The 26,652-nt window shown below is 67.4% G+C and carries 20 protein-coding genes; 14 read left to right on the plus strand and 6 right to left on the minus strand.

Going from position 1 to position 26,652, the window contains the following annotated elements:
- Positions 1-2 precede the first annotated feature (2 nt).
- Together pheT and FYJ92_RS06770 are read left to right on the plus strand one after the other, a co-directional pair.
- Positions 3-2,546, plus strand: coding sequence for a phenylalanine--tRNA ligase subunit beta (pheT, locus tag FYJ92_RS06765; protein WP_185263155.1), 2,544 nt, complete (start codon positions 3-5; stop codon positions 2,544-2,546).
- A gap of 141 nt (positions 2,547-2,687) precedes the next feature.
- The gene (locus FYJ92_RS06770; RefSeq protein ID WP_255482337.1) at positions 2,688-3,281 is read left to right on the plus strand and encodes a 4'-phosphopantetheinyl transferase superfamily protein; all 594 of its coding nucleotides are present in this window, start codon (positions 2,688-2,690) and stop codon (positions 3,279-3,281) included.
- A 43-nt stretch (positions 3,282-3,324) separates the two neighbouring features.
- On the opposite strand, the gene FYJ92_RS06775 is transcribed toward FYJ92_RS06770, so the two are convergent.
- The 4 genes from FYJ92_RS06775 to FYJ92_RS06790 form a co-directional block, all read right to left on the minus strand.
- Positions 3,325-4,707, minus strand: coding sequence for a M1 family metallopeptidase (locus FYJ92_RS06775; protein WP_185263157.1), 1,383 nt, complete (start codon positions 4,705-4,707; stop codon positions 3,325-3,327).
- Between the two features lie 50 nt (positions 4,708-4,757).
- A complete protein-coding gene (locus tag FYJ92_RS06780; protein WP_185263709.1) occupies positions 4,758-8,648 on the minus strand; it encodes a Pls/PosA family non-ribosomal peptide synthetase in 3,891 nt (1,296 codons plus the stop codon).
- Positions 8,649-8,833: 185 nt separating this feature from the next.
- Entirely contained in the window at positions 8,834-9,796 is a 963-nt protein-coding gene (locus tag FYJ92_RS06785) for a quinone oxidoreductase (RefSeq protein WP_185263158.1), read from the minus strand.
- Between the two features lie 164 nt (positions 9,797-9,960).
- Complete coding sequence (locus tag FYJ92_RS06790) at positions 9,961-11,052, minus strand: acyl-CoA desaturase (RefSeq protein WP_185263159.1); 1,092 nt, start codon at positions 11,050-11,052, stop codon at positions 9,961-9,963.
- Between the two features lie 175 nt (positions 11,053-11,227).
- Here FYJ92_RS06790 and argC point away from each other — a divergent pair, with 175 nt between their 5' ends.
- The 10 genes from argC (at position 11,228) to FYJ92_RS06840 (ending at position 21,470) form a co-directional block, all read left to right on the plus strand.
- Positions 11,228-12,259: an N-acetyl-gamma-glutamyl-phosphate reductase gene (gene argC / locus FYJ92_RS06795; protein ID WP_185263160.1), complete on the plus strand. Its 1,032-nt coding sequence runs from the start codon at positions 11,228-11,230 to the stop codon at positions 12,257-12,259.
- Positions 12,256-13,422 carry a bifunctional glutamate N-acetyltransferase/amino-acid acetyltransferase ArgJ gene (argJ, locus tag FYJ92_RS06800; RefSeq protein WP_185263161.1) on the plus strand — a complete coding sequence of 389 codons (1,167 nt, stop codon included), beginning with the start codon at positions 12,256-12,258 and terminating at the stop codon, positions 13,420-13,422. The genes argC and argJ overlap by 4 nt, the downstream gene beginning before the upstream one ends.
- A 44-nt stretch (positions 13,423-13,466) precedes the next feature.
- Positions 13,467-14,444, plus strand: a complete 978-nt coding sequence (gene argB / locus FYJ92_RS06805) for an acetylglutamate kinase (protein ID WP_185263162.1) — start codon at positions 13,467-13,469, stop codon at positions 14,442-14,444.
- Positions 14,441-15,736: an acetylornithine transaminase gene (locus FYJ92_RS06810; RefSeq protein ID WP_185263163.1), complete on the plus strand. Its 1,296-nt coding sequence runs from the start codon at positions 14,441-14,443 to the stop codon at positions 15,734-15,736. The genes argB and FYJ92_RS06810 overlap by 4 nt, the downstream gene beginning before the upstream one ends.
- A complete protein-coding gene (gene argF, locus FYJ92_RS06815) occupies positions 15,733-16,767 on the plus strand; it encodes an ornithine carbamoyltransferase (RefSeq protein ID WP_185263164.1) in 1,035 nt (344 codons plus the stop codon). The genes FYJ92_RS06810 and argF overlap by 4 nt, the downstream gene beginning before the upstream one ends.
- A complete protein-coding gene (locus FYJ92_RS06820; RefSeq protein WP_185263165.1) occupies positions 16,767-17,303 on the plus strand; it encodes an arginine repressor in 537 nt (178 codons plus the stop codon). Before argF ends, FYJ92_RS06820 begins: the two co-directional genes overlap by 1 nt.
- Before the next feature lie 107 nt (positions 17,304-17,410).
- Entirely contained in the window at positions 17,411-18,616 is a 1,206-nt protein-coding gene (locus tag FYJ92_RS06825) for an argininosuccinate synthase (protein WP_185263166.1), read from the plus strand.
- Positions 18,617-18,620: 4 nt separating this feature from the next.
- Complete coding sequence (gene argH / locus FYJ92_RS06830) at positions 18,621-20,069, plus strand: argininosuccinate lyase (RefSeq protein ID WP_185263167.1); 1,449 nt, start codon at positions 18,621-18,623, stop codon at positions 20,067-20,069.
- Positions 20,070-20,185: 116 nt separating this feature from the next.
- Positions 20,186-20,722: a pyridoxal 5'-phosphate synthase gene (locus FYJ92_RS06835; RefSeq protein WP_185263168.1), complete on the plus strand. Its 537-nt coding sequence runs from the start codon at positions 20,186-20,188 to the stop codon at positions 20,720-20,722.
- Between the two features lie 10 nt (positions 20,723-20,732).
- Complete coding sequence (locus FYJ92_RS06840; RefSeq protein ID WP_185263169.1) at positions 20,733-21,470, plus strand: maleylpyruvate isomerase family mycothiol-dependent enzyme; 738 nt, start codon at positions 20,733-20,735, stop codon at positions 21,468-21,470.
- Positions 21,471-21,474: 4 nt separating this feature from the next.
- Here the strand turns inward: FYJ92_RS06840 and FYJ92_RS06845 are convergent, their stop codons facing one another.
- Together FYJ92_RS06845 and FYJ92_RS06850 are read right to left on the minus strand one after the other, a co-directional pair.
- The gene (locus FYJ92_RS06845) at positions 21,475-21,996 is read right to left on the minus strand and encodes a methylated-DNA--[protein]-cysteine S-methyltransferase (RefSeq protein WP_185263170.1); all 522 of its coding nucleotides are present in this window, start codon (positions 21,994-21,996) and stop codon (positions 21,475-21,477) included.
- Positions 21,993-23,519 carry a DNA-3-methyladenine glycosylase 2 family protein gene (locus tag FYJ92_RS06850; RefSeq protein WP_185263171.1) on the minus strand — a complete coding sequence of 509 codons (1,527 nt, stop codon included), beginning with the start codon at positions 23,517-23,519 and terminating at the stop codon, positions 21,993-21,995. Before FYJ92_RS06850 ends, FYJ92_RS06845 begins: the two co-directional genes overlap by 4 nt.
- Before the next feature lie 78 nt (positions 23,520-23,597).
- Between FYJ92_RS06850 and FYJ92_RS06855 the strand changes: the two genes are divergently transcribed.
- Together FYJ92_RS06855 and FYJ92_RS06860 are read left to right on the plus strand one after the other, a co-directional pair.
- Positions 23,598-24,248 (plus strand): DNA-3-methyladenine glycosylase, encoded by a 651-nt coding sequence (locus FYJ92_RS06855; protein ID WP_185263172.1) that lies wholly within the window; start codon positions 23,598-23,600, stop codon positions 24,246-24,248.
- A 132-nt stretch (positions 24,249-24,380) separates the two neighbouring features.
- Positions 24,381-26,609, plus strand: coding sequence for an AAA family ATPase (locus FYJ92_RS06860; protein ID WP_185263173.1), 2,229 nt, complete (start codon positions 24,381-24,383; stop codon positions 26,607-26,609).
- Positions 26,610-26,652: the final 43 nt, after the last annotated feature.

Here is a 26,652-nt window from a genome sequence, read left to right on the forward strand (position 1 = left end):
CAGTGCGTATCCCACTTTCCTGGCTGCGTGAATTCGCAGCAGTACCGGCCGGAGCAACGGCCGAAGACGTGATGGCCGAACTGGTCAAGGTCGGCTTTGAAGAAGAGGCCGTCCACCGCCCCACGGACACCCTGCAGGGTCCGGTTGTGGTGGGCCAGGTCCTGAGCATCGTCAAGGAACCCCAGACCAACGGCAAAACCATCAACTGGTGCCAGGTCCGGGTTGTCCCCGAAGGCCAGGAACAGACCCTCACCGGCGACGGAATCGACCAGTCCGGCGTGCAGGGGATCATCTGCGGCGCCCACAACTTCGTTGAGGGCGACAAAGTAGTGGTCACCCTGCCCGGAGCGGTCCTGCCCGGCGACTTCCACATTTCCGCCCGGAAGACGTACGGCCACCTCTCCGCAGGCATGATCGCCTCCGTTCGTGAGCTCGGCATCGGCGAAGACCACGACGGCATCCTGGTGCTGTCCCGCATCGGGCTTGATCCCGAAATCGGTACCGACGCCATGGAACTGCTGGGCCTCTATGACCAGGCAGCCGAGATCAACGTGACCCCGGACCGAGGCTACGCGTTCTCCATCCGTGGTGTGGCCCGCGAGTACGCCCACGCCACCGGAACCTCCTTCACGGACCCTGCGTCAGAGGTCCTGGCCCCGGCGGAGCTTTCCGGCGGCTACGGCGTCAAGCTCAACGACGACGCGCCCATCTACGGCAAGCCCGGCTGCGACCGTTTTGTGGCCCGCACCGTCCGCGGCGTCGACGCCACCAGGCCGACGCCCGCGTGGATGACCTCGCGGCTGCGGCTCGCCGGGATCCGCTCCATCTCCCTGCCGGTGGACATCTCCAACTACGTGATGCTCGAACTTGGCCAGCCCACGCACTGCTATGACCTGGACAAACTGTCCGGCGACATTGTGGTCCGGCGCGCCGTTGCAGGGGAGAAAATCACCACCCTGGACGCCAAGGAGCGCGCGCTCGACGTCGAAGACCTCCTCATCACCGACGGTTCCGGCGCGATCGGCATTGCCGGCGTGATGGGCGGTGCAGCCACGGAGGTGAGCGATGCGACGTCGAACGTCCTGGTGGAGGCGGCCCACTTCGACGAGGTGTCCATTGGCCGATCCCGCCGCCGGCACAAGCTGCCGTCCGAGGCGTCCAAGCGCTTCGAGCGCGGCGTCGACTGGCACGTGGCGGACATCGCTGCCCAGCGTGTTGTTGACCTCCTGGTGGAACTCGCCGATGGGATTGCCGACCAGGCGGGGACCGACGTCGGGACCGCGCCGGACGCCCTAACCATCGCGCTGCCGGCAGCCTTCGCCGCCCAACGGATCGGCATCGATTTCACCGAGGAACAGATCACCACCGCTCTGGTGGACCTCGGTGCCGTGGTGGAAAAATCCGACGGCGGCTGGACCGTGACCGCCCCGAGCTGGCGCAGCGACCTGGAAACCAAGGAAGACCTCTCCGAGGAAATCGCGCGGCTGGTGGGCTACGAGAACATCCCCGCCACCCTTCCCGTGGCCCCTCCGGGACGTGGCCTGACCCGCGTGCAGCAGCAGCGCCGTCGGCTCATCCAAGCACTGGCTGACGCCGGGCTGACCGAAGTTCTGGCCTACCCGTTCGTCTCCAAGGCCGCCAACGACACGTTCGGCGTCGCCGAGCACGGTGCTGCCCGGAGCGCGGTCAAGCTGGCGAATCCCATCAGCGAGGAACACGGCTTCCTGCGTACATCCATCCTCCCCGGGCTCATCGAGGTGGCCAAGCGGAACCACTCCCGCGGCTTCCGCGACCTGGCGATCTTCGAGTCCGGCCTGGTGTTCCTGCCGAGCGGGACTATAGGTACACCGTCCATCCCGCCGCTGGGCGTCAAGCCGTCCGACGAGGTGCTGGATGCACTGTACGACGGCGTTCCGGGCCAGCCGCTGCACGTCGCCGCTGTCCTCACTGGCCACGATTCACCCGCTGCGGCGAGCCACACACCGCGCTTGTGGGACTGGTCCGACGCGCTGGATATTGCCCGGTTTGCCGGGGACGTCCTGGGCGTGGAGATCGTGGTCAGCCAGGGCGCGCACCAGGCGTTCCACCCGGGCCGGGCCGCGCAGCTCTCACTGCGGACCGGTGAGATGGTGGGTTACGCAGGCGAGCTCCACCCGAAGCTCCTGGCCGCGCACGACATGCCCGCCCGTTCGGTGGCGCTGGAATTCAACGCGGATGCGTTGTTCGAGGCAGCCGCGGATGTGATTGTGGCCCGCCACATCTCAACGTTCCCGGTAGCCACCCAGGACGTTGCGCTCGTTGTGCCGCAGGATATTCCGGCGGACCAGGTCCTCGAGGCGCTTCGCGAAGGCGCCGGCGAACTGCTGGAGGACGTGGCGCTGTTCGATGTCTACGCCGGCAAGGGCATTGAAGAAGGCAAGAAATCGCTCGCCTTCGGCCTGCGTTTCCGGGCAACGGACCGGACACTGACGGCCGATGAAGCCTCGGCTGCGCGCGAAAGCGCTGTGGCCCTGGCTGCAGAGCGCTTCGGCGCCGCCCAGCGCTAAGCGCGGATCCGGATGGCGGGGCCGGTGAGGGCGGGGCCGGCCCAAGAGATGGCGGAGCCCGGCTCTATAGTGCCGGTCCTGCGTTCCTGCCCTCCCGGATTACCGGGAGGGCGGCCCCCGACTGCGGGAGGCCAGCCGGCAGTGCTGGGGCCTGCCGAGCTGGCCCGCGCCGCCGCCCTGGCGCCCGGCCCACGGGCCGTTTTTGTGGCGGGCCGGCGTTGCCTGCGAACGTTCGCGGCAGAACTGTTGGACGTCCCGGCGTCGGACCTCACCACGCACTTCAGCTGCCCCCGGTGCGGCGCCGGCCCCGGGCTGTCGCACGGCAGGCCCGGGTATTCACTCAAGGGCGAGCCGGTGCCCCTGGCGCTGAGCCTGTCCCGGAGTTCCGGCTGGATCCTGTTGGGCGCCGTGATGGATCCGGCGGTCGGAGTCACCATGGGCGTGGATCTGGAGGACCCGTCCGGCATGGCCTTTGACGGGTTCGACGGCGTGGCCCTCACCGCCGCTGAGCGCGCGGCCCTCGCCGGGCTGGCCCGGCCTCAGCTGCTGCAGGAGCGGGCACGGCTCTGGGCGCGCAAGGAAGCCTGGCTCAAGATGACGGGAGACGGACTCGTTACCGCCCCGGACACCCTTGATGTTTTGTCCCGCCCGGAAATCAGGGACCTGGCCGCCGGAGAAGCGGGCCTCCCGCTCAACTTCCGCGCCGCCGTCGCGGTTTCGCGAACCGGCGGGTAGGGCGCCGGCCGGTAGGAGAGCTGCTGCCTGTCAGCGCACCGGACTATAAGCGCACAGGCAGGGGCGGAAGGGCTGTCTCGAGCAGCCACGGGTGCAGGAGAGCCTCAGTGTCCAGGCCGGTGGCACGGTCCGCGGCGAGGATAAAGGCCGCCGTGGACACTGAACCGTGACGGTGGGTATCCGTCCAGTCATGCAAGAGGGCAAAAAATGCCAGGTCGCCGCACCGGATCCGCAGGGCATGCAGGGCAAGGGCTCCGCGCTTGTAAACGCGGTCATCAAACATCAGCTCCGGCCCGGGGTCGCCCACGATGATGTCCTGGCTGCCAGCGGCCAGCTTCCGCCAGGCTGCGGCGGCCCGGTCCGCAATGGGCAGGACGCCCGCTTCCTCGGACCAGATCCACTCCGCGTAGCAGGCGAAGCCCTCGTGGAGCCAAATGTCCGCCCAGGATGAGGCAGTGAGAGAGTTCCCGAACCACTGGTGCGCGAGCTCGTGGGCGATGAGCCGCTGGGACTCCCACTCCTGCGTCAGGTGGTTCCGGCCCAGGATGGACAGCGTCTGCGCCTCAAGCGGTATTTCCAGCTCGTCTTCGGTCACCACCACGGAATATTCCGGAAACGGGTAGGGCCCGAAGCAGTTGGCAAAGGTGCGCATCATTTCCGGCTGCCTCGCCAGGCCGTCGCGGGCCGCGTCGACCAACAGCGCCGGGACGGCTGCGAACTGAGGAACCTGGCCATCCACGGGGAAGGGAGTCAGCGTGAGGAACTCATACCGGCCGATCTGGACCGTGGCAAGGTAGGTGGCCATGGGCTCCGCCTGCTCGTAGACCCAGGTCTCGCGGCTGGCCCTGCTGGTATGGGAAATCAGCGTCCCGTTGCACACAGCCCGGTAGTTGGCGTCGGTGGTCACGCTGATTTTGTAGCTGGCCTTGTCGCCGGGGTGATCGTTGCAGGGGAACCAGGAGGCGGCGCCGTTCGGCTGGCCAGCCACCAGAACGCCGTCGGTGAGTTCCTCCCAGCCCACCTCGCCCCAGAACCCGCGCCGGGGGGCAGGGTTGCCTTCATAGCGGATGTCCAGGGTAAATTCCTCGCCCGCCGGCAGTGCGGCTTCGGGCACAATGACCAACTGTCCCGCGCGCTGGCTGAACTTCTTAACCCGCCGCCCGCTGAGCTGGATCTTCGTGGCCCGGAGCCCGGTCAGGTCCAGCACCACGGCCGCCGTTGCATACCGGGTGACGGCGTTGAGGACAGCGCGCCCGCTCAGGCGGTTGCTGCTGAGCTTGTAGTCAAGGTCAAGTTCGTAGCGGCTGACTTTGTACGCGTTCGTGCCATGGCCCGGCATGTAGGGATCAGGTGCTGAAGCATCCTGCTCCGACGTGCGGGCGGGGCCGGTACTCGCGGCCGTCGGGCTCGGTACGGGGGAACTCATAAGACGGTCTTTCCGATCAGCGTAGGCGGCGGGACAGCTGGTACTGCGGGCTACCGTGGTTTGGGAGCGGACCCTGCGGGACCCCTCCAGGGGCTCACCGGGTTACCCATCCAATAGGTCGCGGCTGGAACCGATTCGCCCCGCATCACCAGTGACGCCGGTCCAACGGTTCCGCCGGCTCCGATGCTGGCCTGCGGCAGGATGACACCATGCGGCCCCATGGTTGCACCGTCTTCGAGGGTAACAGTGTCCAGGCTCATGACGCGGTCGTGGAACAGGTGCGTCTGGACCACGCAGCCCCGGTTGACGGTGGAGTTCCGCCCAAGGGATACGAGGTCAGCTTCAGGGAGCCAGTAGCTTTCGCACCACGTGCCGCGGCCGATCCGTGCGCCAAGCGCCCGGAGCCACCAGACCAGGGCCGGCGTCCCGGTGGCTGCACGCGCGAACCAGGGGGCGCTGACCATTTCGATAAACGTGTCCACCACCTCGTTGCGCCAGATGAAGGAGCTCCAGAGCGGGTGCTCGCCGGCACGGATCCGTCCCACGAGGACCCATTTGGCGACGACGGCGCTGCCCGCGGCCATCGCGCCCGCCAGCAGCATCACGATCCCGCCGAAGGCTGCGGCAATCCCGTAGTTGTATGCGGCGGCCAGCCAGTCAAAGGCCAGCATCACGCCTGCGGCGATCGCCACAGTGGCCACCACGGGAATGAAACGGCCCAGTTCCCAGAGGCAGCGGGCAAACCTGAGCCGCAGCGGCGGCTGGAAGGTACGTGTGTCATCAGAGGCGATGGCGGTACGCCGGAGCCGCACGGGTGGGCTGCCCAGCCATGACGTCCCTGCTTTGGCCTTGGCCGGGGTGGCCGACAGGACGGCCACGAGTGAGTTCTTGGGGACGTTCCGGCCGGCAGCGGTCATGCCGGAGTTGCCCAGGAAGGAGCGCTTGCCGATCTTCGCGGGCGCGATCCGCAGCCACCCGCCGTCGAGCTCGTAGGACGCCACCATGGTGTCGTCGGCCAGGAAGGCGCCCTCGCCCACGGTGGTCATTTTGGGGATTAGCAGGACGGTGGAGGCTTCGACGTTCTTGCCGATCTTGGCACCGAGGAGGCGCAGCCAGACCGGAGTGAAGAGACTGGCATAGATGGGGAATAACAGGTCACGGGCCAGATCCAGTACGCGTTCCGTGGCCCAGACCTGCCAGCCGATCCGGCTGCGGACGCGATAGTATCCCTCGGCCAGGCCGATGCCGAGCAGCCGGGTGGTGACCAAAATGAGCAGCAGGTTGACGACGAACCACACAAGGGCCGCGGGTGCGAGGGCGAGCAGGATCTGCGGCATGGCGGCGGAGAGCGAAGCGCTGCCCCGGATGAAGCCAAAGACCACCAGCGCTGCGGCGGCGGCGGAGACGTAGGGGATCAGGGCCAGCACGGCCGAAGCCGCGGCGAATCCGGCGAACCAGAGCCGGCCAATCAGCCGATGTTCTGCGGGAGTGTCCGGCAGCGAGTGCTTGGCCTTGCCCCGGCGTTCGGCCGGGGACCCGGCAACGTGGTGGCCGGCCGTGACCTTGCCGAGGACCGCCGAGCCTGGTTCCACCTGGGCTCCGGCGCCGATGGAAGCGCCGGGCATCAGCGTGCTGCGCGCCCCTACGCTGGCTCCTGCCCCGATGTGGACGGCTCCGATGTGGACGATGTCCCCGTCGATCCACCAACCGGAAAGGTCCACTTCAGGCTCAATGTTGGAGCCACTGCCGAGGGAAAGCAGTCCTGTAACCGGGGGAAGCGAGTGCAGCTGGACGTTGCTGCCGATCCTGGCGCCCAGCGCCCGGGCGTAGTAGGGCACCCATGGTGCGCTGGCGAGGCTGATAGCACCGGCGAGGTCCTGGATTTGTTCTGCCAGCCACAGGCGCAGGTGCACGCGCCCTGAGCGCGGGTACGCTCCCGGCTCCACTTTCCGGAGCAGGATCCGGGCCGCGGTCACGGAAATCAGCATCCGGCCGGCCGGAGAGACGAAGACCAGCCAGGACGCGGCCACCCACCACCAGGAAACTGTGGGTGCGGCGCTGAACCCTGCCAAGAAGGCCAGTACGTTGTTGGCCGCCATGACGTAGGTCAGCCAGCGCATCCCCACCAGGATGTGCAAGGGAATGCCCATCAGCGTCTGGAAGACCTGGGACTTGAACGCGGTGGGGCGCACAGTCCTGGACGGCGCCGGCCCGGCGGTCACGCCGTCGGGAAGCGTCTGGCGGGCCGCATCAATCAGGGCCCCGATCCTGGGTGTGGCATAGATGTCGGCGACCGTGATTGTCGGGTACCGGCCCCTGAGGGCGGAGACCAGCTGGGCAGCGGACAGGGAGCCGCCGCCGTAGGCGAAGAAGTCGGCGTCGAGGCTTGATACGGGGCTGCCAAGGACGGCCGTCCACTGTTCGGCGATCCAGGCGGCATCTTCCGGCAGGTTCAACGGGGCCGCGTCAGCCTCCGCCGCGCCGCTCCCGGTCAACGGCCAGGGCAGGGCATGACGGTCCACTTTGCCGCTGGTTTTCGTCGGCATGGACTCGACGACGGTCAGCAGCGGAATGAGGGGGGCGGGGAGGCTCGCCGCCAGGAGTTCACGGGCTGCCACCAGATCCAGGTCCGCATCAGCGGCGGCCAGGTATCCCACCAGGATCTGGTTGCCGGCCGCGGTTGTCTGGACGGCTGCCGCCGCTCCGGCGACGTGGGGGAGGGCCTGCAGGGCGGCGTCAATTTCGCCCAGTTCGATCCGTCGTCCACCGAGCTTGACCTGTTCGTCCGCACGGCCCATAAAGATCAGGCCGGCGGCTTCGTAGCGGACCAGATCGCCGGAACGGTAAGCGCGGTCCCAGCCGAAGGACGGCATGGGTGCGTACTTCTCCCGGTCCTTGTCCGGGTCAAGGTAACGGGCAAGCCCGACGCCGCCGATGATCAGCTCGCCGATGTCCCCTTCGCTGACGGGCAGTCCGTCGGCGTCCACCACGGCCAGGTCCCAGCCGTCCAGCGGCAGCCCGATCCGGACCGGGCCGGGACCACCTAGGGGAGCAGCGCAGGCCACGACCGTGGTCTCCGTGGGGCCGTAGGTATTCCATACCTCCCGGCCCGGGATGGCAAGCCGTTCGACGAGCTCGGGCGGGCAGGCTTCGCCGCCAAAAATCAGGAGCCGGACACTCTCCAGGGACTCGGCGGGCCAGAGTGCCGCAAGGGTAGGAACAGTGGATACTGCGGTGATGCCGTGGCTGATGAGCCAGGGGCCAAGGTCCGTTCCCGTCCTGACCAGGGCTCGCGGCGCGGGCACCAGGCAGGCGCCATGACGCCAGGCAAGCCACATTTCCTCGCACGAGGCATCAAAGGCGACGGAGAGCCCTGCCAACACCCGGTCCTGCGGTCCCAGTGGTTCCTCTTGCAGGAAGATCCGGGCTTCGGCGTCAATAAAGGCGGCGGCGGAGCGGTGCCGGACGGCGACGCCCTTGGGCGTGCCGGTGGACCCGGAGGTAAAGATCACCCAGGCGTCATCGCCGGGCTCGGCAGCACGGCTTTCGGCTTCACGGCGCTCGGCAGAAGGGTGCTCAGCGCCACGGCCGTCTTCGTTTGGCCGGGAGGCCAGGACAATGACCGCGGCCCCACCGGTGAGGACTGTGGCCACGCGTGCCTCGCCGAAGACGAGCCGTGCACGTTCCTCGGGGTCGTCGGCGTCCACGGGCACGTAGGCGGCGCCGATGTGCAGGATCGCGAGAATTGAGATGTAGAGCTCATTGGTCCCAGACGGAATCCGCACGCCGATCCTGTCGCCGGCGCCCAGTCCGGCGGCCCGGAGCTCCCGCCCTTTGGCCCGGACCGCGGCCATCAGGTCGGCGTAGCTCAGGGACCGCCGGCCGTCGTCGAGCGCCGATGCCTCCGGGAAGCGGGTGGCCGATTCCGCCAGGATGGCCATGAGCGTCCGCTCGGGCGGGGCCAGGGGCAAACCGGCCAGCTGGGGGCGGTAGAGATCTTCCGGCCGGGATGCCACGACGTTTGACTGATGCTCACTCACGGACGGATTCTGCCTGAGGAAAGTGAACGGAAGGTGTCCTTGATTGGTTGAAGGTTCATATTCCGTTCATCCGTAGGCGGGCGCCATCAGGGAACCAAGAGGACCTTGCCCGTGGTGCGCCGGCCCTCGAGATCCTCGTGGGCACGTCGCGCCTCGGCCAGGGGGTACGTGGCACCGATCCGGACCTTCAGGCTTCCGTCGGCTACCGCCCCAAAGACCTCGCTGGAACGCCACCGCCGTTCCTGCGGGTTGGCCAGGAAATGCGCCAGTGTCGGCCGCGTGAGGGAAAGCGAGCCGCCCGCGTTGAGCCGCTGCGGATCCACCGGCGGCACAGCGCCGGAGGCGGCCCCGAACAGGACGAGGAAGCCGCGGGTGCACAGACTGGCAAGCGAGCCGTCGAACGTGTCTTTCCCGACGCCGTCGTACACCACCTGGACGCCGGCGCCGTCGGTGAGATCGCGGACAGCTTCAGGGAATCCGTCATAGCGGAGCACAACGTCCGCGCCGGCTCCCTTGGCCAGCGCTTCCTTCTCGTCGGTGGACACTGTGGTGATAACCCGGGCTCCGCGTGCCTTCAGGAGCTGGGTAATCAGCAGGCCCACACCGCCGGCACCGGCGTGGACCAGGACCGTTTGGCCAGGTTCCACCTTGAAGGATGAGTTGATCAGGTAATGGGCGGTCATGCCCTGAAGGGGTAACGCCGCCGCCGTCAAGAGGTCCACGCCATCCGGTACCGGGAGGGCTTTCGCGGCGTCCAGCACGGTGTAGCCTGCGTAGCATTGCTGGCCCTCGGCCGTTGCAACCCGGCTCCCCACGGTGAAGCCCTCAACGCCCTCGCCGATTGCCTCCACGACGCCCGCTGCTTCGGCGCCCGGTATGAATGGATGGGCAACCTTGTACATGCCGCCGCGCTGGTACGTCTCAATGAAATTGACGCCCGTGGCCGCGACTTTGATGAGCAACTGGCCGGGGCCCGGCGTCGGACGGTCCACCTCAGCGAGCTCGAGGACTTCCGGGCCTCCGGGCTGGCGGACAACGATGGCATGCATAAAGGGTCTCCTCTCCGGGCAGGGATTTCCCGCAGCCGGTGTCTCTGACCATCCTAGGGATACCGCTACCGACGACGAAGCGACGGCCGGTAGCCGGCCGTCGCTTCGGGTCATAAGGGGGGGAAGAGCCAAGCGGGGGAGCAGCGTGACTCGGGGTGTGCATGCTAGAACCGCCGGGTCACCGTTGCCATGGGGCACTCGAAGTGGCGTCCTGCGGCAAGGCCCACGTCGTTGAGGTAACGGACGATGATGCCGTAGGACTGCAGCAGCGTGGTCTCCGTGTAGGGCACCTGGTGCTTCTTGCAGTACTCGCGGACGATCTTGGCAGCCTTGTCCAGCTGGGGGCGCGCCATGTCCGGGAAGAGGTGGTGCTCAGCCTGGCGGTTCAGGCCGCCGAGCAGGATGTCCATAAACCGGCCGCCGGAGATATTCCGTGAGGTCAGGACCTGGCGGCTGAAGAAGTCCACGCGGCTGTCCGCGGGCAGGACCGGCATGCCCTTGTGGTTCGGTGCGAAGGAAGCACCCATGTAGAAACCGAAGACGGCAAGCTGCACGCCGATGAAGGCGAACGCCATTCCCAGCGGAAGGAATGTAAAGGCGAGCGCGGGGAGGAGACTGAGCCGGACCAGCAAAATGGGAAGCTCTACCCAGCGGTGCGTCACCTTGGCCCGGCGGAAGACGAACTTCACGGAATCGATCTGCAGGCCCAGGCCAACAAGGAACAACAACGGGAAGAAGAACCAACCCTGCTTGCGGGTCAGGAAGGAAAACCGGCCCTGCCGCGTGGCGGCACCTTCGGTGTGGAAGGCGATGGCCCCGGTGGCAATGTCCGGATCCTTGGAAATGACGTTGGGGTGGTTGTGGTGGGCGCCGTGCTTCTGCTCCCACCAGGAGTAGCTCATGCCTGCCACCGAGGTGGCCAGGATCCGGGCGGTCCAGTCGTTGGCCCGGCGCGACGCGAAGATCTGGCGGTGCCCGGCCTCGTGGGCCAGGAAACTCAGCTGAGTGCATAGAACTCCGACAGCCGCGGCAATGAGGAGCTGGAACCAGCTGGCGCCGATCAGGGCGAAGCCGAACCAAGTGGCGGCCATCAGGAGCACCAAGCTGGCGAAGAGCGTGATGTAGAAACCGACGCGACGTTCCAGCAGGCCTTCAGCCTTGACGCTCTTCAACAGTTCCGAATAGCTCAGGACAACGGCGTTGGGCTGCCGGACACGCGATTTGGGGCGCTCTGACGTGGGGAAGGTGGTGGTCATGGAGCGGGGCCTCGTAACTGTTTCGGGCAACGCTGCAGCCGACATTCGGACTGCACGGTCAGGATCACCCTCATCCCAGCTTACGCCTGCCTGTCCAGCGGTACTTGGAATCGGGGGGATCATCGAATGCATAAATATCGGGCACACTGAATACTTTTGCTGTAAGATTCAGGGCATGACTATTTCTGTTGCCGTCTCCGGAGCCAGCGGGTACGCCGGGGGAGAAGTCCTGCGCCTCCTGGCGGGGCATCCGGACGTGACCATCGGTGCCATCACCGCGCACAGCAATGCAGGCTCCCGCCTCGGCGAACTTCAACCGCATCTGCATGGACTGGCCAGCCGCATCCTGGAAGACACCACGGTGGAGAATCTTTCCGGGCACGATGTGGTGTTCCTGGCGCTCCCGCATGGCGCTTCCGCCGAGATCGCGGCACAGCTTCCGGAGGGCACCGTAGTGATCGACGCCGGCGCAGACCACCGCCTCGAAGATCCGGCCGCGTGGGAAAAGTTCTACGGCTCGGCCCACGCCGGGACGTGGCCCTACGGCCTGCCGGAGCTCCCTGGCCAGCGCGAAGCCCTCAAGGGCGCCACCCGGATCGCCGTCCCGGGCTGCTACCCGACCTCGGCCCTCCTGGCCCTGACGCCCGGGTTCGCCGCCAAGCTGCTCCAGCCCGACGACGTCGTGATCGTTTCCGCCTCCGGCACCTCGGGTGCGGGCAAGGCCGCGAAGGTGAACCTTATCGGCTCTGAGGTGATGGGCTCCATGAGCCCCTACGGAGTGGGCGGCGGCCATCGCCACACCCCCGAGATTGAGCAGGGGCTCTCTAACGCTGCCGGTGAGAGTGTCACGGTGTCCTTCACTCCGACGCTCGCGCCGATGAGCCGCGGCATCCTCACCACCGCCACGGCGAAGGTCAAGCCCGGCACCACCGCGGCGGACCTCCGGCAGACGTGGGCGGATGCCTACGACGACGAACCGTTTGTCCACCTCCTGCCTGAAGGGCAATGGCCCGCCACCAAATCGGTCCAGGGCTCCAACCACGCCGCCATGCAGCTGGCATTGGACGAACACACCGGCCGCGTGATTGTGACGTGCGTCATTGATAACCTCACCAAGGGGACTGCCGGCGGCGCCGTGCAGTCCATGAATATTGCGCTTGGCCTGGCGGAAACCGCCGGCCTCAACCTGCAGGGAGTTGCACCGTGACCGTTACCGCCCCCCTGGGATTCCGCGCCGCTGGCGTCACCGCCGGCCTGAAGACCTCCGGCAAGCCGGACTTCGCCCTGGTCGTCAACGATGGCCCGTCCAAGACGGCCGCCGCCGTTTTTACCAGCAACCGTGTGGCCGCGGCTCCCGTCCATTGGTCCCGCCAGGTGGTCTCGGACGGCCGTGTGGACGCAGTGGTCCTCAACTCCGGCGGTGCCAACGCCTGTACCGGTCCCCAGGGGTTCCAGAACACCCACAGCACGGCCGAAAAAGTGGCCGCTGTCCTGGGCATCTCGGCAACGGACGTTTTTGTCTGTTCCACCGGCCTGATCGGCGAACAGCTGCCCATGGACAAGATCCTCCCGGGCGTCGAAGCTGCCTCGGCCGCGCTGAGCACGGACGGCGGGCCGGCTGCGGCTACCGCCATCATGACCACGGACTCGGTGCCCAAGTCCGCGCTGTTCATCGGCACGGACGCCGACGGCCAGGAGTTCACCATCGGCGGCATCGCCAAGGGCGCCGGCATGCTGGCACCAGGCCTGGCCACCATGCTGGTGGTCCTCACCACTGACGCCGACGTCGAAGCGGAAATGCTCGACGTCGTCCTCCGCGATGCCACGCGCGTCACCTTCGACCGGGCTGATTCGGACGGCTGCATGTCCACCAACGACACCGTGGTACTGCTGTCTTCCGGCGCGTCCGGCGCCGTCCCGTCCGCCGAAGCCTTTGGTGCCGGGCTGACCCAGGTGTGCGCCGAACTGGCTCGCAAGCTGATCGGGGACGCCGAAGGCGCCAGCCATGACATCGCCATCCGCACGTTCAACGCGGCCAGCGAGCGGGACGCCGAAACCGTCAGCCGCTCCGTGGCCCGGTCCAACCTGTTCAAAGCAGCCATCTTTGGCAAGGACCCAAACTGGGGCCGCGTGCTGTCCGCCGTGGGCACCACGGATGCCGTGTTCGAACCGGATCAGCTCAATGTCGCCATCAACGGCATCCAGATCTGCCGCAACGGAAGCATCGGCGACGACCGCAACCTGGTGGACCTGGAACCCCGCGAAGTTCTGGTGGAAATTGACCTGCAGTCCGGTGACGCCGAAGCTACCATCTGGACTAACGACCTCACCCACGACTACGTCCACGAGAACAGCGCCTACTCCAGCTGATCCTCACGCCTGATCCGACCAGCAACCCTGGAGATACTGCACGCATGAACACCCAGACCCGTGAAACGACGTCCATGAGTGATGCCCAGAGCAAGGCCGGCACGCTGATCGAGGCGCTGCCCTGGATCCAGCGGTTCGCCGGCTCCACCATGGTGATCAAATACGGCGGCAACGCCATGGTTAATGACGAACTGCGCCGTGCTTTCGCCGAAGACGTGGTGTTCCTGCACCATGTGGGCATCCACCCCGTCGTGGTCCACGGAGGCGGTCCGCAGATCAATTCCATGCTGGCGCGGCTGGGTATCGAGTCCGAGTTCAAAGGCGGCCTCCGTGTCACCACCCCCGAAGCCATGGACGTGGTCCGGATGGTCCTCACCGGCCAGGTAGGCCGCGAACTGGTGGGCCTGATCAACTCCCACGGCCCCTACGCCGTGGGAATGTCCGGCGAAGACGGTGGCCTGCTCCGCGCCGTCCGGACCGGCACTGTCATTGACGGGGAGGAAGTTGACCTGGGCCTGGTAGGCGAAGTCGTCGGCGTCAACCCGGAGGGCATCCTGGACATCCTGGCCGCCGGCCGCATCCCGGTCATCTCCACGGTGGCGCCGGAAATCGAGTCCGACGGCGTCGAGACGGCAGCCGGAGAGGTCCAGACCACAGGCCAGGTCCTGAACGTCAACGCCGACACCGCCGCGGCGGCCCTGGCCGAAGCGTTGGGGGCCTCCAAACTGGTGATCCTCACCGACATCGAAGGACTGTACGCCAACTGGCCGGACCGGTCCTCCCTCATCTCCTCCCTCACGGCCTCGGAGCTGCGCCAGCTCCTGCCGTCACTTGAATCAGGCATGATCCCGAAGATGGAGGCATGCCTCAAGGCGATTGACGGCGGAGTGGAACGCGCGCACATCGTGGACGGCCGCCTGCCGCACTCGATGCTCCTGGAAACATTCACGACGGCGGGCATCGGCACGCAGGTTGTGCCCGACGAAGACGCAGACAGCGAAGAACAGGGAGCCACCCCATGAACGCGGTAAAAACAGGAAGCCACGCGGCCAGCACACTCGAGAAGACTCCGGTAGGAGACCTGGTTGAAGGCCAAGGCCACAGCAGCGGGGCTGAGTGGCTCACGCGCTACTCCGCGTCCCTGATGGGCGTTTTTGGTACCCCGCAGCGGGTCCTGGTCCGCGGTGCCGGCTGCCTGGTCTGGGACGCCGACGGCAAGGAATACCTGGACCTGCTCGGCGGTATTGCCGTTAATGCCCTGGGCCACGCCCACCCGTTTGTGACGTCCGTGATTTCGAGCCAGCTGGCCACCCTTGGCCATGTCTCCAACTTCTTCACCAGCCCTACGCAGATCGCACTGGCCGAAAAGCTGCTGGCACTGACGCACGCCCCTGCGGGCTCCAAGGTGTTCTTTACAAACTCCGGCACCGAAGCCAACGAAGCCGCCTTTAAGCTGGCACGGCGCAACGGAGCCAGCCCGGACGGCACCACGGGCAAGCGGACCAAGATCATCGCCCTGGAAGGAGCCTTCCACGGGCGCACCATGGGTGCCCTGGCCCTGACCGCCAAGGAAGCCTACCGCGCACCGTTCGAGCCGTTGCCCGGCGGTGTGGTCCACCTCCCGTTCGGCGACGTCGCAGCCCTGGAAGCAGCCATCGACGAGACCGTGGCCGCGGTCTTCCTGGAGCCCATCCAGGGCGAAGCCGGAGTGCGGCCACTGCCTCCTGGGTTCCTGTTGGCAGCCCGCGAAGCGACCACAAAGGCCGGCGCCCTGCTGATCCTGGACGAGGTCCAGACCGGAATCGGCCGGACCGGCAAATGGCTCGCGACGGAGGACGCCGGGATCGTTCCGGACGCCATCACCCTGGCAAAGGGCCTCGGCGGCGGTTTCCCCATCGGCGCGCTCCTGACGTTCGGTGAGCAGACGTCGTCGCTGCTGACTGCTGGCCAGCACGGCACCACGTTCGGCGGCAACCCGGTGGCCACGGCGGCCGCGCTGGCCACGCTGCACGCGATCGAAAGCCAGCGGGTCCTGGAAAATGTTGCTGCCGTGGGGGACTACCTCCGCGCCGGAATTGCCGCCGTCGACGGCGTCACCGAAGTCCGCGGCGAAGGCCTGCTCATCGGCTTCGACCTGGACGCCGACATGGCCCCCGCTGTGGTCACCGCGGGCCTCGACGCCGGCTTCATCATCAACAGCCCCGGCCCGCACACCATCCGGCTTGCCCCGCCCCTGGTCCTCACCAGGGACCAGGCCGGCACCTTCCTCGCCGCCCTCCCGGCAATCCTCCAGACAGCTAAGGACGCGCAGTGACCCCCGTAGTTTCTTCCGCCGGCACAGCCAGCACCACCCGCCACTTCCTGAAGGACACGGACCTCAGCCCCGCCGAGCAGGCGGAGGTGCTGGACCTGGCCGTCCGGATGAAGGCCGCGCCGTACAGCGTGCAGCCCTTCGCCGCGGAGGGCAACGGCCGCAAAACCGTGGCCGTCATCTTCGACAAGACCTCAACCCGTACCAGGGTTTCCTTTGCCACGGGCATCGCTGACATGGGCGGCAACGCCCTGATCATCAACCCGGGCGAGGCCCAGATCGGCCATAAAGAGTCGGTCGAGGACACCGCCAAGGTCCTGGAGCGAATGGTCTCCACCATTGTGTGGCGCACCGGCGCGCACTCGGGCCTGGTGGCCATGGCGGAGAACTCCAAGGTGCCCGTCATTAACGCCTTGTGCGACGACTACCACCCGTGCCAGCTCCTCGCGGACCTGCTCGCGGTCAAGGAACACAAGGGCGAACTGGCGGGCCTCACCATGAGCTACCTTGGCGACGCCGCCAACAACATGGCCAACTCCTACCTGCTGGCCGGAGTCACCGCCGGGATGCACGTCCGCATCGCCGGGCCGGAAGGCTACCTCCCGGCAGCCGAGATCGTTGCCGCGGCCGAGGAGCGCGCCGCCCAGACCGGTGGTTCTGTCCTGATCACCACCGACGCGGCCGTGGCACTCAAGGGCGCTGACGTTGTGGCCACGGATACCTGGGTCTCCATGGGCCAGGAAACCGAGAAGGAAGCCCGGATGCAGCTGTTCCGGGAGTACTCCGTCGATGAGGCGGCCATGGAACATGCGGCGGACGACGCCGTCGTGCTTCACTGCCTGCCCGCCTACCGCGGCTATGAGATTTCTGCCGGCGTCATCGACGGCCCGCAATCCATTGTGTGGGACGAAGCCGAGAACCGGCTGCACGCACAGAAGGCCCTGATGGCCTGGCTGATGCACCGCTCGGGCCTGGCAGTGGTTGAAGGACTGCCGCCCTTAGAGGTCGGGCTGGCGCCGGAGGTTGGCAACTAGTGTCCGTCCCGCCGGCAGCGCCGGGCTCCAGCCCTGCCACCAAAACGGCCCGCCAGGCGCGCATCACCTCGATCCTGACGGGTGAATCGGTGCGCTCCCAGGCGGAGCTGGCCGCTTTGCTGGCGGACGACGGCGTCCAGGTCACCCAGGCCACGCTGTCCCGGGACCTCGTGGAACTCGGCGCGGTCCGGGTCCGCGGTAAGGAAGGCGTGCTGGTCTACGCCGTCCCCGGCGAGGGCGGCGAACGTACGGCCAAAACCGGCGTCAGCCAGGAGATCCTGGATGCCCGGCTTGCCCGGCTGTGCAGCGAGCTCCTGGTCACGGCGGAAGCCTCGGCCAACATCGCCGTGCTCCGGACCCCGCCCGGTGCGGCCAACTTCCTGGCACTGGCCATCGACCACTCGGTGATGCCCTCCATTTTGGGGACCATTGCCGGTGACGACACCGTGCTGCTGGTTTCCCGGGATCCGCAGGGCGGGCAGGACCTCGCGGTCCGGTTTCTGCAGCTCGCCGAGGAAGCCGGCGGCAGCCAGTAATCCCACGCCGCCCGAACGCCTTCCCGGTGTGACAGGCTTTCCCCAGAACGTTTTTCCCTGAAGAATTTCCCCCGACAATATCTACAACCCCAATTAGGAGCATTCTCGTGACTGAGCGCATTGTTCTGGCCTACTCCGGTGGCCTCGATACTTCCGTAGCCATCGGCTGGATCGGTGAAGCCACCGGTGCCGAGGTCATCGCCGTGGCGGTCGACGTCGGACAGGGCGGCGAGTCGCTGGAGACCATCCGCCAGCGTGCACTGGGCTGCGGCGCCGTCGAGGCTTACGTGGCCGACGCGTCCGACGAGTTCGCCAACGAATACTGCATGCCCACCCTGAAGGCCAACGCCCTCTACCAGGGCCACTACCCGCTGGTTTCGGCCATCTCCCGGCCGGTCATCGTCAAGCACCTGGTCAAGGCCGCCCGCGAATTCGGCGCCACCACGGTGGCCCATGGCTGCACCGGCAAGGGCAACGACCAGGTCCGCTTCGAGGTGGGCATCCAGACGCTCGGCCCGGACCTGAAGTGCATCGCCCCTGTCCGCGACCTCGCCCTGACCCGCGACAAGGCCATCGCCTTCGCCGAGGAAAAGGGACTGCCGATCGAGACCACCAAGAAGAACCCGTACTCGATCGACCAGAACGTCTGGGGTCGCGCCGTCGAAACCGGCTACCTCGAGGACATCTGGAACGCGCCCACCAAGGACATCTACGACTACACCGCCACGCCTGAGTTCCCGCCGGCCCCGGATGAGGTCACCATTTCCTTCGAAGGCGGCGTGCCGGTAGCGATCGACGGCGTCCGGGTCACCCCGCTGCAGGCCATCAAGGAACTGAACCGCCGTGCCGGAGCGCAGGGTGTGGGCCGGATCGACGTCGTCGAGGACCGCCTCGTGGGCATCAAGTCCCGCGAAATCTACGAAGCCCCGGGTGCGATGGCGCTGATCACCGCGCACAAGCACCTCGAGGACATCACCGTCGAGCGCGAGCAGGCCCGCTTCAAGGCCACTGTTGGCCAGCGCTGGGCCGAACTGGTCTATGACGGCCAGTGGTTCTCGCCGCTCAAGCGCTCCCTGGACGCTTTCATCGAAGACACCCAGCAGTACGTCACCGGTGACATCCGCATGGTGCTGCACGGCGGACAGGCGATCGTCAACGGCCGCCGTTCCGGGACCTCGCTCTACGACTTCGACCTCGCCACCTACGACACCGGCGACACGTTCGACCAGTCCATGGCACGCGGCTTCATCGAGCTGTGGGGCATGTCCGCCAAGGTTGCCTCCGGCCGCGATATCCGCGTCGCAGGAAAGTAAGCCGTTGGCTGAGCAGACCCCGGTTTCGACAGGCTCAACCACCGGCTCCACGAACACCGGCGCCTTGTGGGGCGGCCGGTTCGCTGGCGGCCCCGCGGATGCCCTCGCGGCGCTGAGCAAGTCCACGCACTTTGACTGGCGCCTGGCCCGCTACGACATCGCCGGTTCGAAGGCGCACGCCCGCGTGCTGCACAAGGCCGGGCTGCTGGACGGCGCCGAGCTCGAAGGCATGCTGGACGCCCTGAGCCGGCTGGATGACGATGTCGCCTCGGGTGCGTATCTGCCGGCGGAATCCGATGAGGACGTGCACGGGTCACTGGAACGCGGCCTGATCGAGCGCGCCGGCACGCAACTGGGCGGCAAGCTCCGCGCCGGCCGGTCCCGCAACGACCAGGTGGCCACGCTGGGCCGCATGTTCCTGCGTGACCACGCCCGGATCATCGCGCGCGGCGTGCTGGCAACCATCGAGGCGCTGGTGGGGCAGGCGAAGGCGCACCAGGGTGTGGCCATGCCAGGCCGCACCCACCTGCAGCATGCCCAGCCCATCCTGCTCAGCCACCACCTGCTTGCCCATGCCTGGGCGCTGCTGCGCGATGTGCAGCGGCTCCAGGACTGGGACAAGCGCGCGGGGGTTTCGCCTTACGGCTCCGGTGCCCTCGCAGGCTCGTCGCTGGGCCTCGACCCGGAGGCCGTCGCGGCGGACCTGGGCTTCTTCTCCGCCACCCACAACTCGATTGACGGCACCGCCTCCCGCGATGTCTTCGCCGAGTTCGCGTGGGTGACGGCCATGATCGGCGTGGACCTGTCCCGCGTCTCGGAGGAAGTCATCCTGTGGGCCACTAAGGAGTTCTCCTTTGTGACCCTGCACGATTCCTACTCCACCGGTTCCTCGATCATGCCGCAGAAGAAAAACCCGGACGTCGCTGAGTTGGCCCGCGGCAAGGCAGGACGCCTGATCGGCAACTTGACCGGGCTGCTGGCCACGCTCAAAGGCCTGCCGCTCGCGTACAACCGCGACCTGCAGGAGGACAAGGAACCGGTCTTCGACGCCGCCGATACCCTGGAGCTGCTGCTCCCGGCTGTCTCGGGCATGATCGCGACGCTGAAGTTCAACACGGAACGGATGGAGTCGCTGGCACCGCAGGGCTTCGCTTTGGCCACGGACATTGCTGAGTGGCTGGTCCGCCAGGGCGTTCCGTTCCGCGAGGCACACGAGCTCTCCGGGGCGGCCGTGAGGCAGGCCGAAAGCCGCGACGTGGAGCTGTGGGACCTGACGGATGAGGAGTACCTTGCCATCTCGGGGCACCTGACTCCGGAGGTCCGCACGGTCCTGTCCACCGAGGGGTCGCTCAAGAGCCGCAACTCCCAGGGCGGTACCGCACCGGCCGCCGTCGAACGCCAGCTGCTTGCCCTCGAAGGCGAGCTTGCCGGCGTCCGCGGGTACGCGGGGTAGCCACAAAACGCTCTATCACTTGTTGCAGCTTTTGGTCCGATGCTCTCTCACTTTCCTCAAGAAAGTGAGAGAGCGTTGTGCGTTGCCCGCCGAGGACTCACCGCTACCATTGCGCCATGAGTGAATCCTTCCGCCAATTGCTGCGTGCCCTGCCGGACTTCCCCGAAAACCTGCCGGACTTCGACCCCGCCAAAGCCCCCACGGATCCGGTGGCGCTGTTCAAGCTGTGGCTGGATGAGGCCCTCGTTGCCGGCGTGCTGCAGCCGCATGCCTGCAGCCTGGCCACGGCGGACGGAAACGGCCGGCCCTCTGCGAGGATGCTGATCCTGAAGAACCTCGACGACGACGGCTGGCACTTCGCCACGTCCCGCACGTCCCGGAAGGGCAGGGAGCTGTCCGCCAACCCGAGCGCGGCGCTGAACTTCTACTGGCCGCAGCTGGGCCGGCAGGTCCGGGTCGCCGGCCCGGTGGTTGAGCTGTCAGCCGAAGCATCGGCGGACGACTGGCGTGCGCGCCCGGCAGCCGATGGCAGCGACAATCCGGACTGGCAGCTCTACGCGGTCAGGCCGACGGAACTGGAGTTCTGGCAGGCCCGCCACGACCGCCGGCACATTCGGCACCGCTGCGGACCGGACGGTACCCCGCTCAGCTAGGATGGGCGCCATGACAGCTCCCGCACCTGCTGACCTGCTCGCCGAACTGCACAAGGCCGCCGACGCCATGGCCTCCACCGCTGCGAAGTTCACCGATGAAGACGTCAAGGCACCATCAGGACTGCCCGGCTGGACCCGCGGGCACGTCCTGGCGCATCTCGCGGGAATCTCCAACGCCATGGCACGGCAGCTGGAACATGCTGCCCGCGGTGCCACTGTTGAGCTGTACGACGGAGGTCAGGACGGACGCACCAAGGCCATCGAGATGGCGGCAGGCCACCCCGCAGATGCGCACCGGGCGGACCTGCAGGCCGCTCTGGACCGGGCACTGGAGGCCTTTGACTCGCTGGAATCCGACTCCGGCTGGCAGGCACCCATTACCTACCGTGGCGGAGTGGTCTTCGACGGCGGCCTCGCGCTCTGGCGGGAACTGGTGATCCACACGGCCGATCTGGATGCTGGGCTTGGCCCCGAGACGTGGAGCCGGAAATTCTGTGAGCACCTCTTCGACTTCCTGGCTGCCCGCGTGCCGGCAGGGGAGAAACTGGTGCTGCAGCCACTAGGGCTGCCTCCCGTGACCCTGGGCGGCGGCCGGTCCACCGTCATCAGCGGCATGATCACGGACATTGCCGCCTGGCTGGCCGGACGCGAACCATCGCTCGGCAGCCTGCGCGCCTCAGCCGCCGCGGACGGTGTGGATCTCCCGGAACTGCTGCCGTGGCCAGCCGGGACACCCACAGTGCGGTAGCCCCCTAACCGGCCTCCCGGGCCAGCAGGCTTTCCGTGGCCTCGCGGGCGAGCAGGCTCTCTTTGATGGCCAGGCCCCAGCGGAAACCGCCCAGGGAACCGTCGGTGCGGATGACCCGGTGGCACGGCACAAACAAGGCCGCTGCGTTGAAGGCACAGGCGCTGGCCGCGGCCCGGACCGCTTTCGGATTTCCGGAAAGTTCGGCGTACTCGGTGTACGTCACCGGCGACCCGGGGCGGACGGTCCTCAGCACATCCCAGGCGTGGGACCGGAACGGACCCGACTTCTGCCGGACCGGAACGGCCATGGCCGGTGCGGGGTCGCCGGCATAGAACGCTTCCACGGCCCCGGAGATGCTGCCCAGATCCGTCACCGCCTCAACGTCGCCCGGACGCAGCTCGGGGTGGATCTGGCCCGTCAGCTCGCCCGGCCCGGCGGTCCAGCCCGACGCGAGGACCACGCCGTCCTGGGCCAGGATGGTGAACGGACCGTCCGGCGTGGACATCACTAACAGCTGGGCTTTCATAGCATCGCTTTCTCTGGAACGGCTTGGGTTCGTCTGGGGGATTTGGGCGCCGCGGCGGCACGCCACAGGTGCATGGTGGCATAGGACCGCCACGGGCTGACCTCGCGGAAGTCCGGGCCGGGCGCAAGGCCGGGCGAGTCAGTACCGCGGACGTCGTGGCGGTTGTGTGCTGGGGCGAGCGCCTTGATGCCATTTCGGACGGCGGCGTCGTTGGCGAGGAACACGTCCGGCGCGCCGAGTACCCGCATTGCCACATAGCCGACGGTCCACGGCCCCACCCCGGGAAGGGGAAGCAGCTTGGCGCCGAGTCCGGGCAGATCGTCCCCGTAGCCAAAATACAGGTCGCCGCCAGCGAGGGCCGAAGCGGCTGAACGGATGGCGTCAATCCGGCGTTGCGGCCCGCGCAGCAGCGAGTAGCCGGCCTCGGCTATTTCGGCCGAGGTGGGAAACAGCCGTTCGAGTCCCTCGCCGGGAACCAGGCTGGGACTGCCTGCGGCGGCCAGCTGGGTCAGTGCGGTCCGGGCCGCGGCCACCGTGATTTGCTGCCCGATCATCGCCCGGATGAGCAGCTCCTGTGGATCCACAGCTCCGGGCATCCTGATGCCCGGAGCGCCGGCTACAGATGCGGCCAGGCGCGGCTCCTGCGACAGGGCACTGTCGATGGCTACCGGGTCGGCGTCAAGATCGAAGAGCCGGCGTACCCTGCTCAGCAGGACGGGCAGGTCCCGGAGGTCCACCGCGCCGATGGTGAGGGTCAGCGGCCGCCCGGGCGCGCCGCCGTCGTACGTCACGCTGAAACGGGCACCACCATGCGGAAGCTGCAAAGTACGGGCGTACGACGTCGGCGTCCCCGCCTCGATCCCGGGGATCGCCCGGACAGCCAGGAAGGAAAAGATACCGGGATCGAACGGTTCTCGGTACGGCAGGCTCAACGTCAGGGACGTCGCGGCGGCGGCGGAGTGGCGGTGCCTGGCGGTCGCGCGAAGGGCAGTGGGAGTCATGGCGAAGACCTCCACCATGGTGTCGTTGAACTGGCGGACGCTGCTGAAGCCGGACGCGAACGCGATGTCCGCCAGCTTCATCGCCGTGGACACCAGCAGGGTGCGGGCGGTCTGGGCACGGCTGGCCCGGGCCAGGGAGAGCGGGCCGGCGCCGAGCTCGTGGCTGAGGATACGGTTCAACTGCCGGGAGGAATATCCCAGCCGGGCGGCGAGGCCCTCCACCCCGTCCCGGTTGATCACGCCGTCGTTGATCAGGCGCATCGCGCGGCCCGCCAGGTCCTGCCGGGTGTTCCACGCAGGAGTGCCGGGCACCGCCTCGGGGAGGCAGCGCTTGCACGCCCGGTAGCCAGCGTCGTGCGCTGCGGCAGATGTTTCGTAGAAGGTGACGTTGACAGATTTCGGGGTCCGGGCGGGGCAGGACGGACGGCAGTAGATGCCGGTGGTCCGGACAGCGGTGTAGAACTGCCCGTCGAACCGGGTGTCCCGCGCGTCAATTGCGCGGTAGCGCTGCCAGAAGTCCATGACCTCCATCCTGCCAGCCGGCGACGGGGACTGCTAGCGGAAATCGGACACGGCCGTGACGTTCGGTAGAGTCGGACCATGACCGTCAGCAGCAGCCCCGTGGCTCCGGAGCAGCTCCGTGAACTGCTGTCGGGCGATGCCCGGAGGATCGCTCCGCTTCTGCTGGGATCCGTACTGACACACCACAGCCGCGAGGGAACCGTGGCCGTGCGGATCACCGAGGTGGAGGCGTACATGGGTCCCGGCGACTCGTCGCACCCTGATCCGGGCTCCCACACATTCCGCGGCCCCACGGCTCGCAACGCGCCCATGTTCGGCCCGGTCGGCCACCTCTACGTCTATTTCACGTATGGCATGCACTACTGCGCCAACATCGTCTGCGGTCCGGCGGGAGCCGCATCAGCGGTCCTGCTGCGGGCGGGCGAGGTGGTGGAGGGGCAACACCTCGCACTTGTGCGGCGTCCGACGTCGAAATCGGCCCTTGACCTGGCGAGCGGCCCGGCCCGGCTGGCCACCACGCTGGCCCTGACCACGGCCGATAGCGGCCGGGATGCCCTTGCCGAACCCTTCGAGCTGCGGCTGCCCTCGGCGCCGGCTACGGTGTTCAGTTCCGGGCCGAGGGTGGGCGTCTCCGGCGACGGCGGCTCCGAAGAGTATCCGTGGCGCTTCTGGCTGCCAGGCGATCCCACCGTGTCCCGTTACAAGGCGGCGAAGGTGCGCCGGGCATAATCCGTCCCGCATGTTTTGGTCGTCCGCCGGAAAATGAACATCGGAGGACTTCCGGGGCAGGGGAGCGGCGGGCGCGTTAACCGAAATGGTTGTAGAATGGACGGTCTGTCTTTTGCGATAGGGGAACGTTTAATGCTCGACGCCGATTTGGCCCACGAACGGAACTATGTTGCCGGCCTGTACGCGCGGCTGGAAGAGCTCCGCGCGGAAAAGCGACTGCAGTTGGCACAGGTCCGCCGGGCCGGTGCCGTGGGCACCATGCAGAATGTCTCCGAACGCGACGCCTTCGCCGCGCTCTATGAGGACCGCCTCGCCCAGCTCGACGCCGTCGATGACCGCTTGGTCTTTGGCCGCCTTGACCTGGATTCCGGTGAGGCCCAGTACATTGGGCGCATCGGACTGACCACCGATGACCTCCAGCGGCTCATGGTGGACTGGCGCGCGCCCGAGGCCGGCCACTTTTATCAGGCAACGGCGTTCGACCGGCAGGGCGTCCGCCGCCGGCGGCACCTGATTCTGCAAGGCCGGGAAGTCAAGGCCATCGAGGATGACGTCCTTGATGCGGACTTGCTCGCGGACGACGCATCGCTGCAGGGTGAAGGCGCATTGCTGGCGGCTCTGGATTCCAAGCGCACCGGCCGGATGTCCGACATCGTTGGCACCATCCAGTCGGAGCAGGACCGCATTATCCGGTCCTCCATGTCCGGCGCCCTCGTGGTGCAGGGTGGTCCCGGTACCGGCAAGACAGCTGTGGCGCTGCACCGGGCCGCGTACCTGCTCTACACGCACCGGGAACGGCTGAAGACTGCCGGTGTGCTCCTGGTGGGCCCGTCGTCGTCGTTTATGAAGTACATCGAGCGTGTTCTGCCCTCACTCGGTGAGACCGGCGTGGTCATGGCCAGCGTGGGCCGCCTGATGCCGGGAATCAAGGCGGTTGCTGAACCCGAGGCCGAGGTCGCGGCCATCAAGGGGCGGCTGGACATGGTGAAGGTTGTGGCCAATGCGGTGGCGAACCGGCAGCGGATCCCTGCCGAAGACCGCGTCCTGGACGTCGACGGCCGCAAGCTGGTGCTGACGCGGCGGCAGGTAAGCCGTGCGCGCGAACGTGCCCGGTCCACCGGCAAACCGCACAACGAGGCACGCCTGACGTTCATCAAGATTCTGCTCCGCGAACTGACCGAGCAAATGACCGATCTCGTGGAAGCCGGGAGCATCGGCAACAACGCCGACCGCTCGTATCTGGCCGAAGATGTCCGCACGGCCCGCGACGTCCGGATCGTCCTGAACCTCTGCTGGATGCCGCTGACTCCGGAGAAGCTGATCACCGAGCTTCTGAGCAGGCCAGCAGTACTGGCGGCCTGCACACCGCACCTGTCCTTTAAGGAGCAGTCACTGCTGCTGCGCCCCGCGGATGCTCCCTGGACCGAGGCTGATGTCCCGCTGCTGGATGAAGCGGCCGAGCTCCTTGGCGACCTGGACCCGGCAGCCGGCCGTGGACTTGCACAGCAGGAGCACGACCGGGCCCGTGACCTTGCCAACGCCAAGCAGACGCTGGTGAACATGGGGGACATGGGTGTGGACGTCCTCATCACCGCCGAGGAACTCGCCGACCAGAACCAGGAGCGCGAGAACCGCCAAACTGCCGCCGAGCGTGCCACCAGCGACCGCACGTGGGCCTTCGGCCACATCGTGGTGGATGAGGCGCAGGAGCTTTCCCCGATGCAATGGCGCCTGCTGGTCCGGCGCTGCCCGCTGAAGTCCTTCACCATCGTGGGCGATATTGCGCAGACCAGTTCTGTTGCCGGTGCCAACTCGTGGCAGGGGGCCCTGGCACCGATGTTCGGTGACCGCTGGCAGCTGGAGGAGCTGACGGTCAACTACCGGACGCCGTCCCAGATCGCCGAGGCGGCCGCCCGTATGGCCAACGCTGCCGGACTGGTGGTTTCCGCGCCGAAGGCCGTCCGCGAGGGGCGGTGGGCCCCGGTCATCGACAAGGTTGACCACGGACAGGTGGTGAGCCGTTTGGTGGAGGTGCTCCCCGAGGAACTGACAGCGCTCGACGGCGGACTCCTGGCCGTGATTGCCGACGGCGACCATCTGCCCGCAGCAACGTCAGCCCTTCGCGCCGTGTATGGCCGGCGGATCGGCAACGGGGCAGGCAGCTACGAGCAGGACATCGTGGTCATCAGCCCGCGCGAGGCCAAGGGCCTGGAGTTCGACGGCGTTGTGGTCCTCGAGCCCTCCGTCATGCTCAACCACGAGCACGGCCGCGTGGGCGATCTGTATGTCGCTATGACCCGGCCCACGCAGCGGCTCCGGCTGATCGCCGCGGAAGGTATTCCGGCCGGCATAGAAGGCTGAGCCGGTGCGCTATGCCCCTTGACGCCCGGCGCCGTTCATTTCG

Origin of the sequence: Pseudarthrobacter sp. NBSH8 (assembly GCF_014217545.1) — a bacterium.
Classification (GTDB): domain Bacteria; phylum Actinomycetota; class Actinomycetes; order Actinomycetales; family Micrococcaceae; genus Arthrobacter.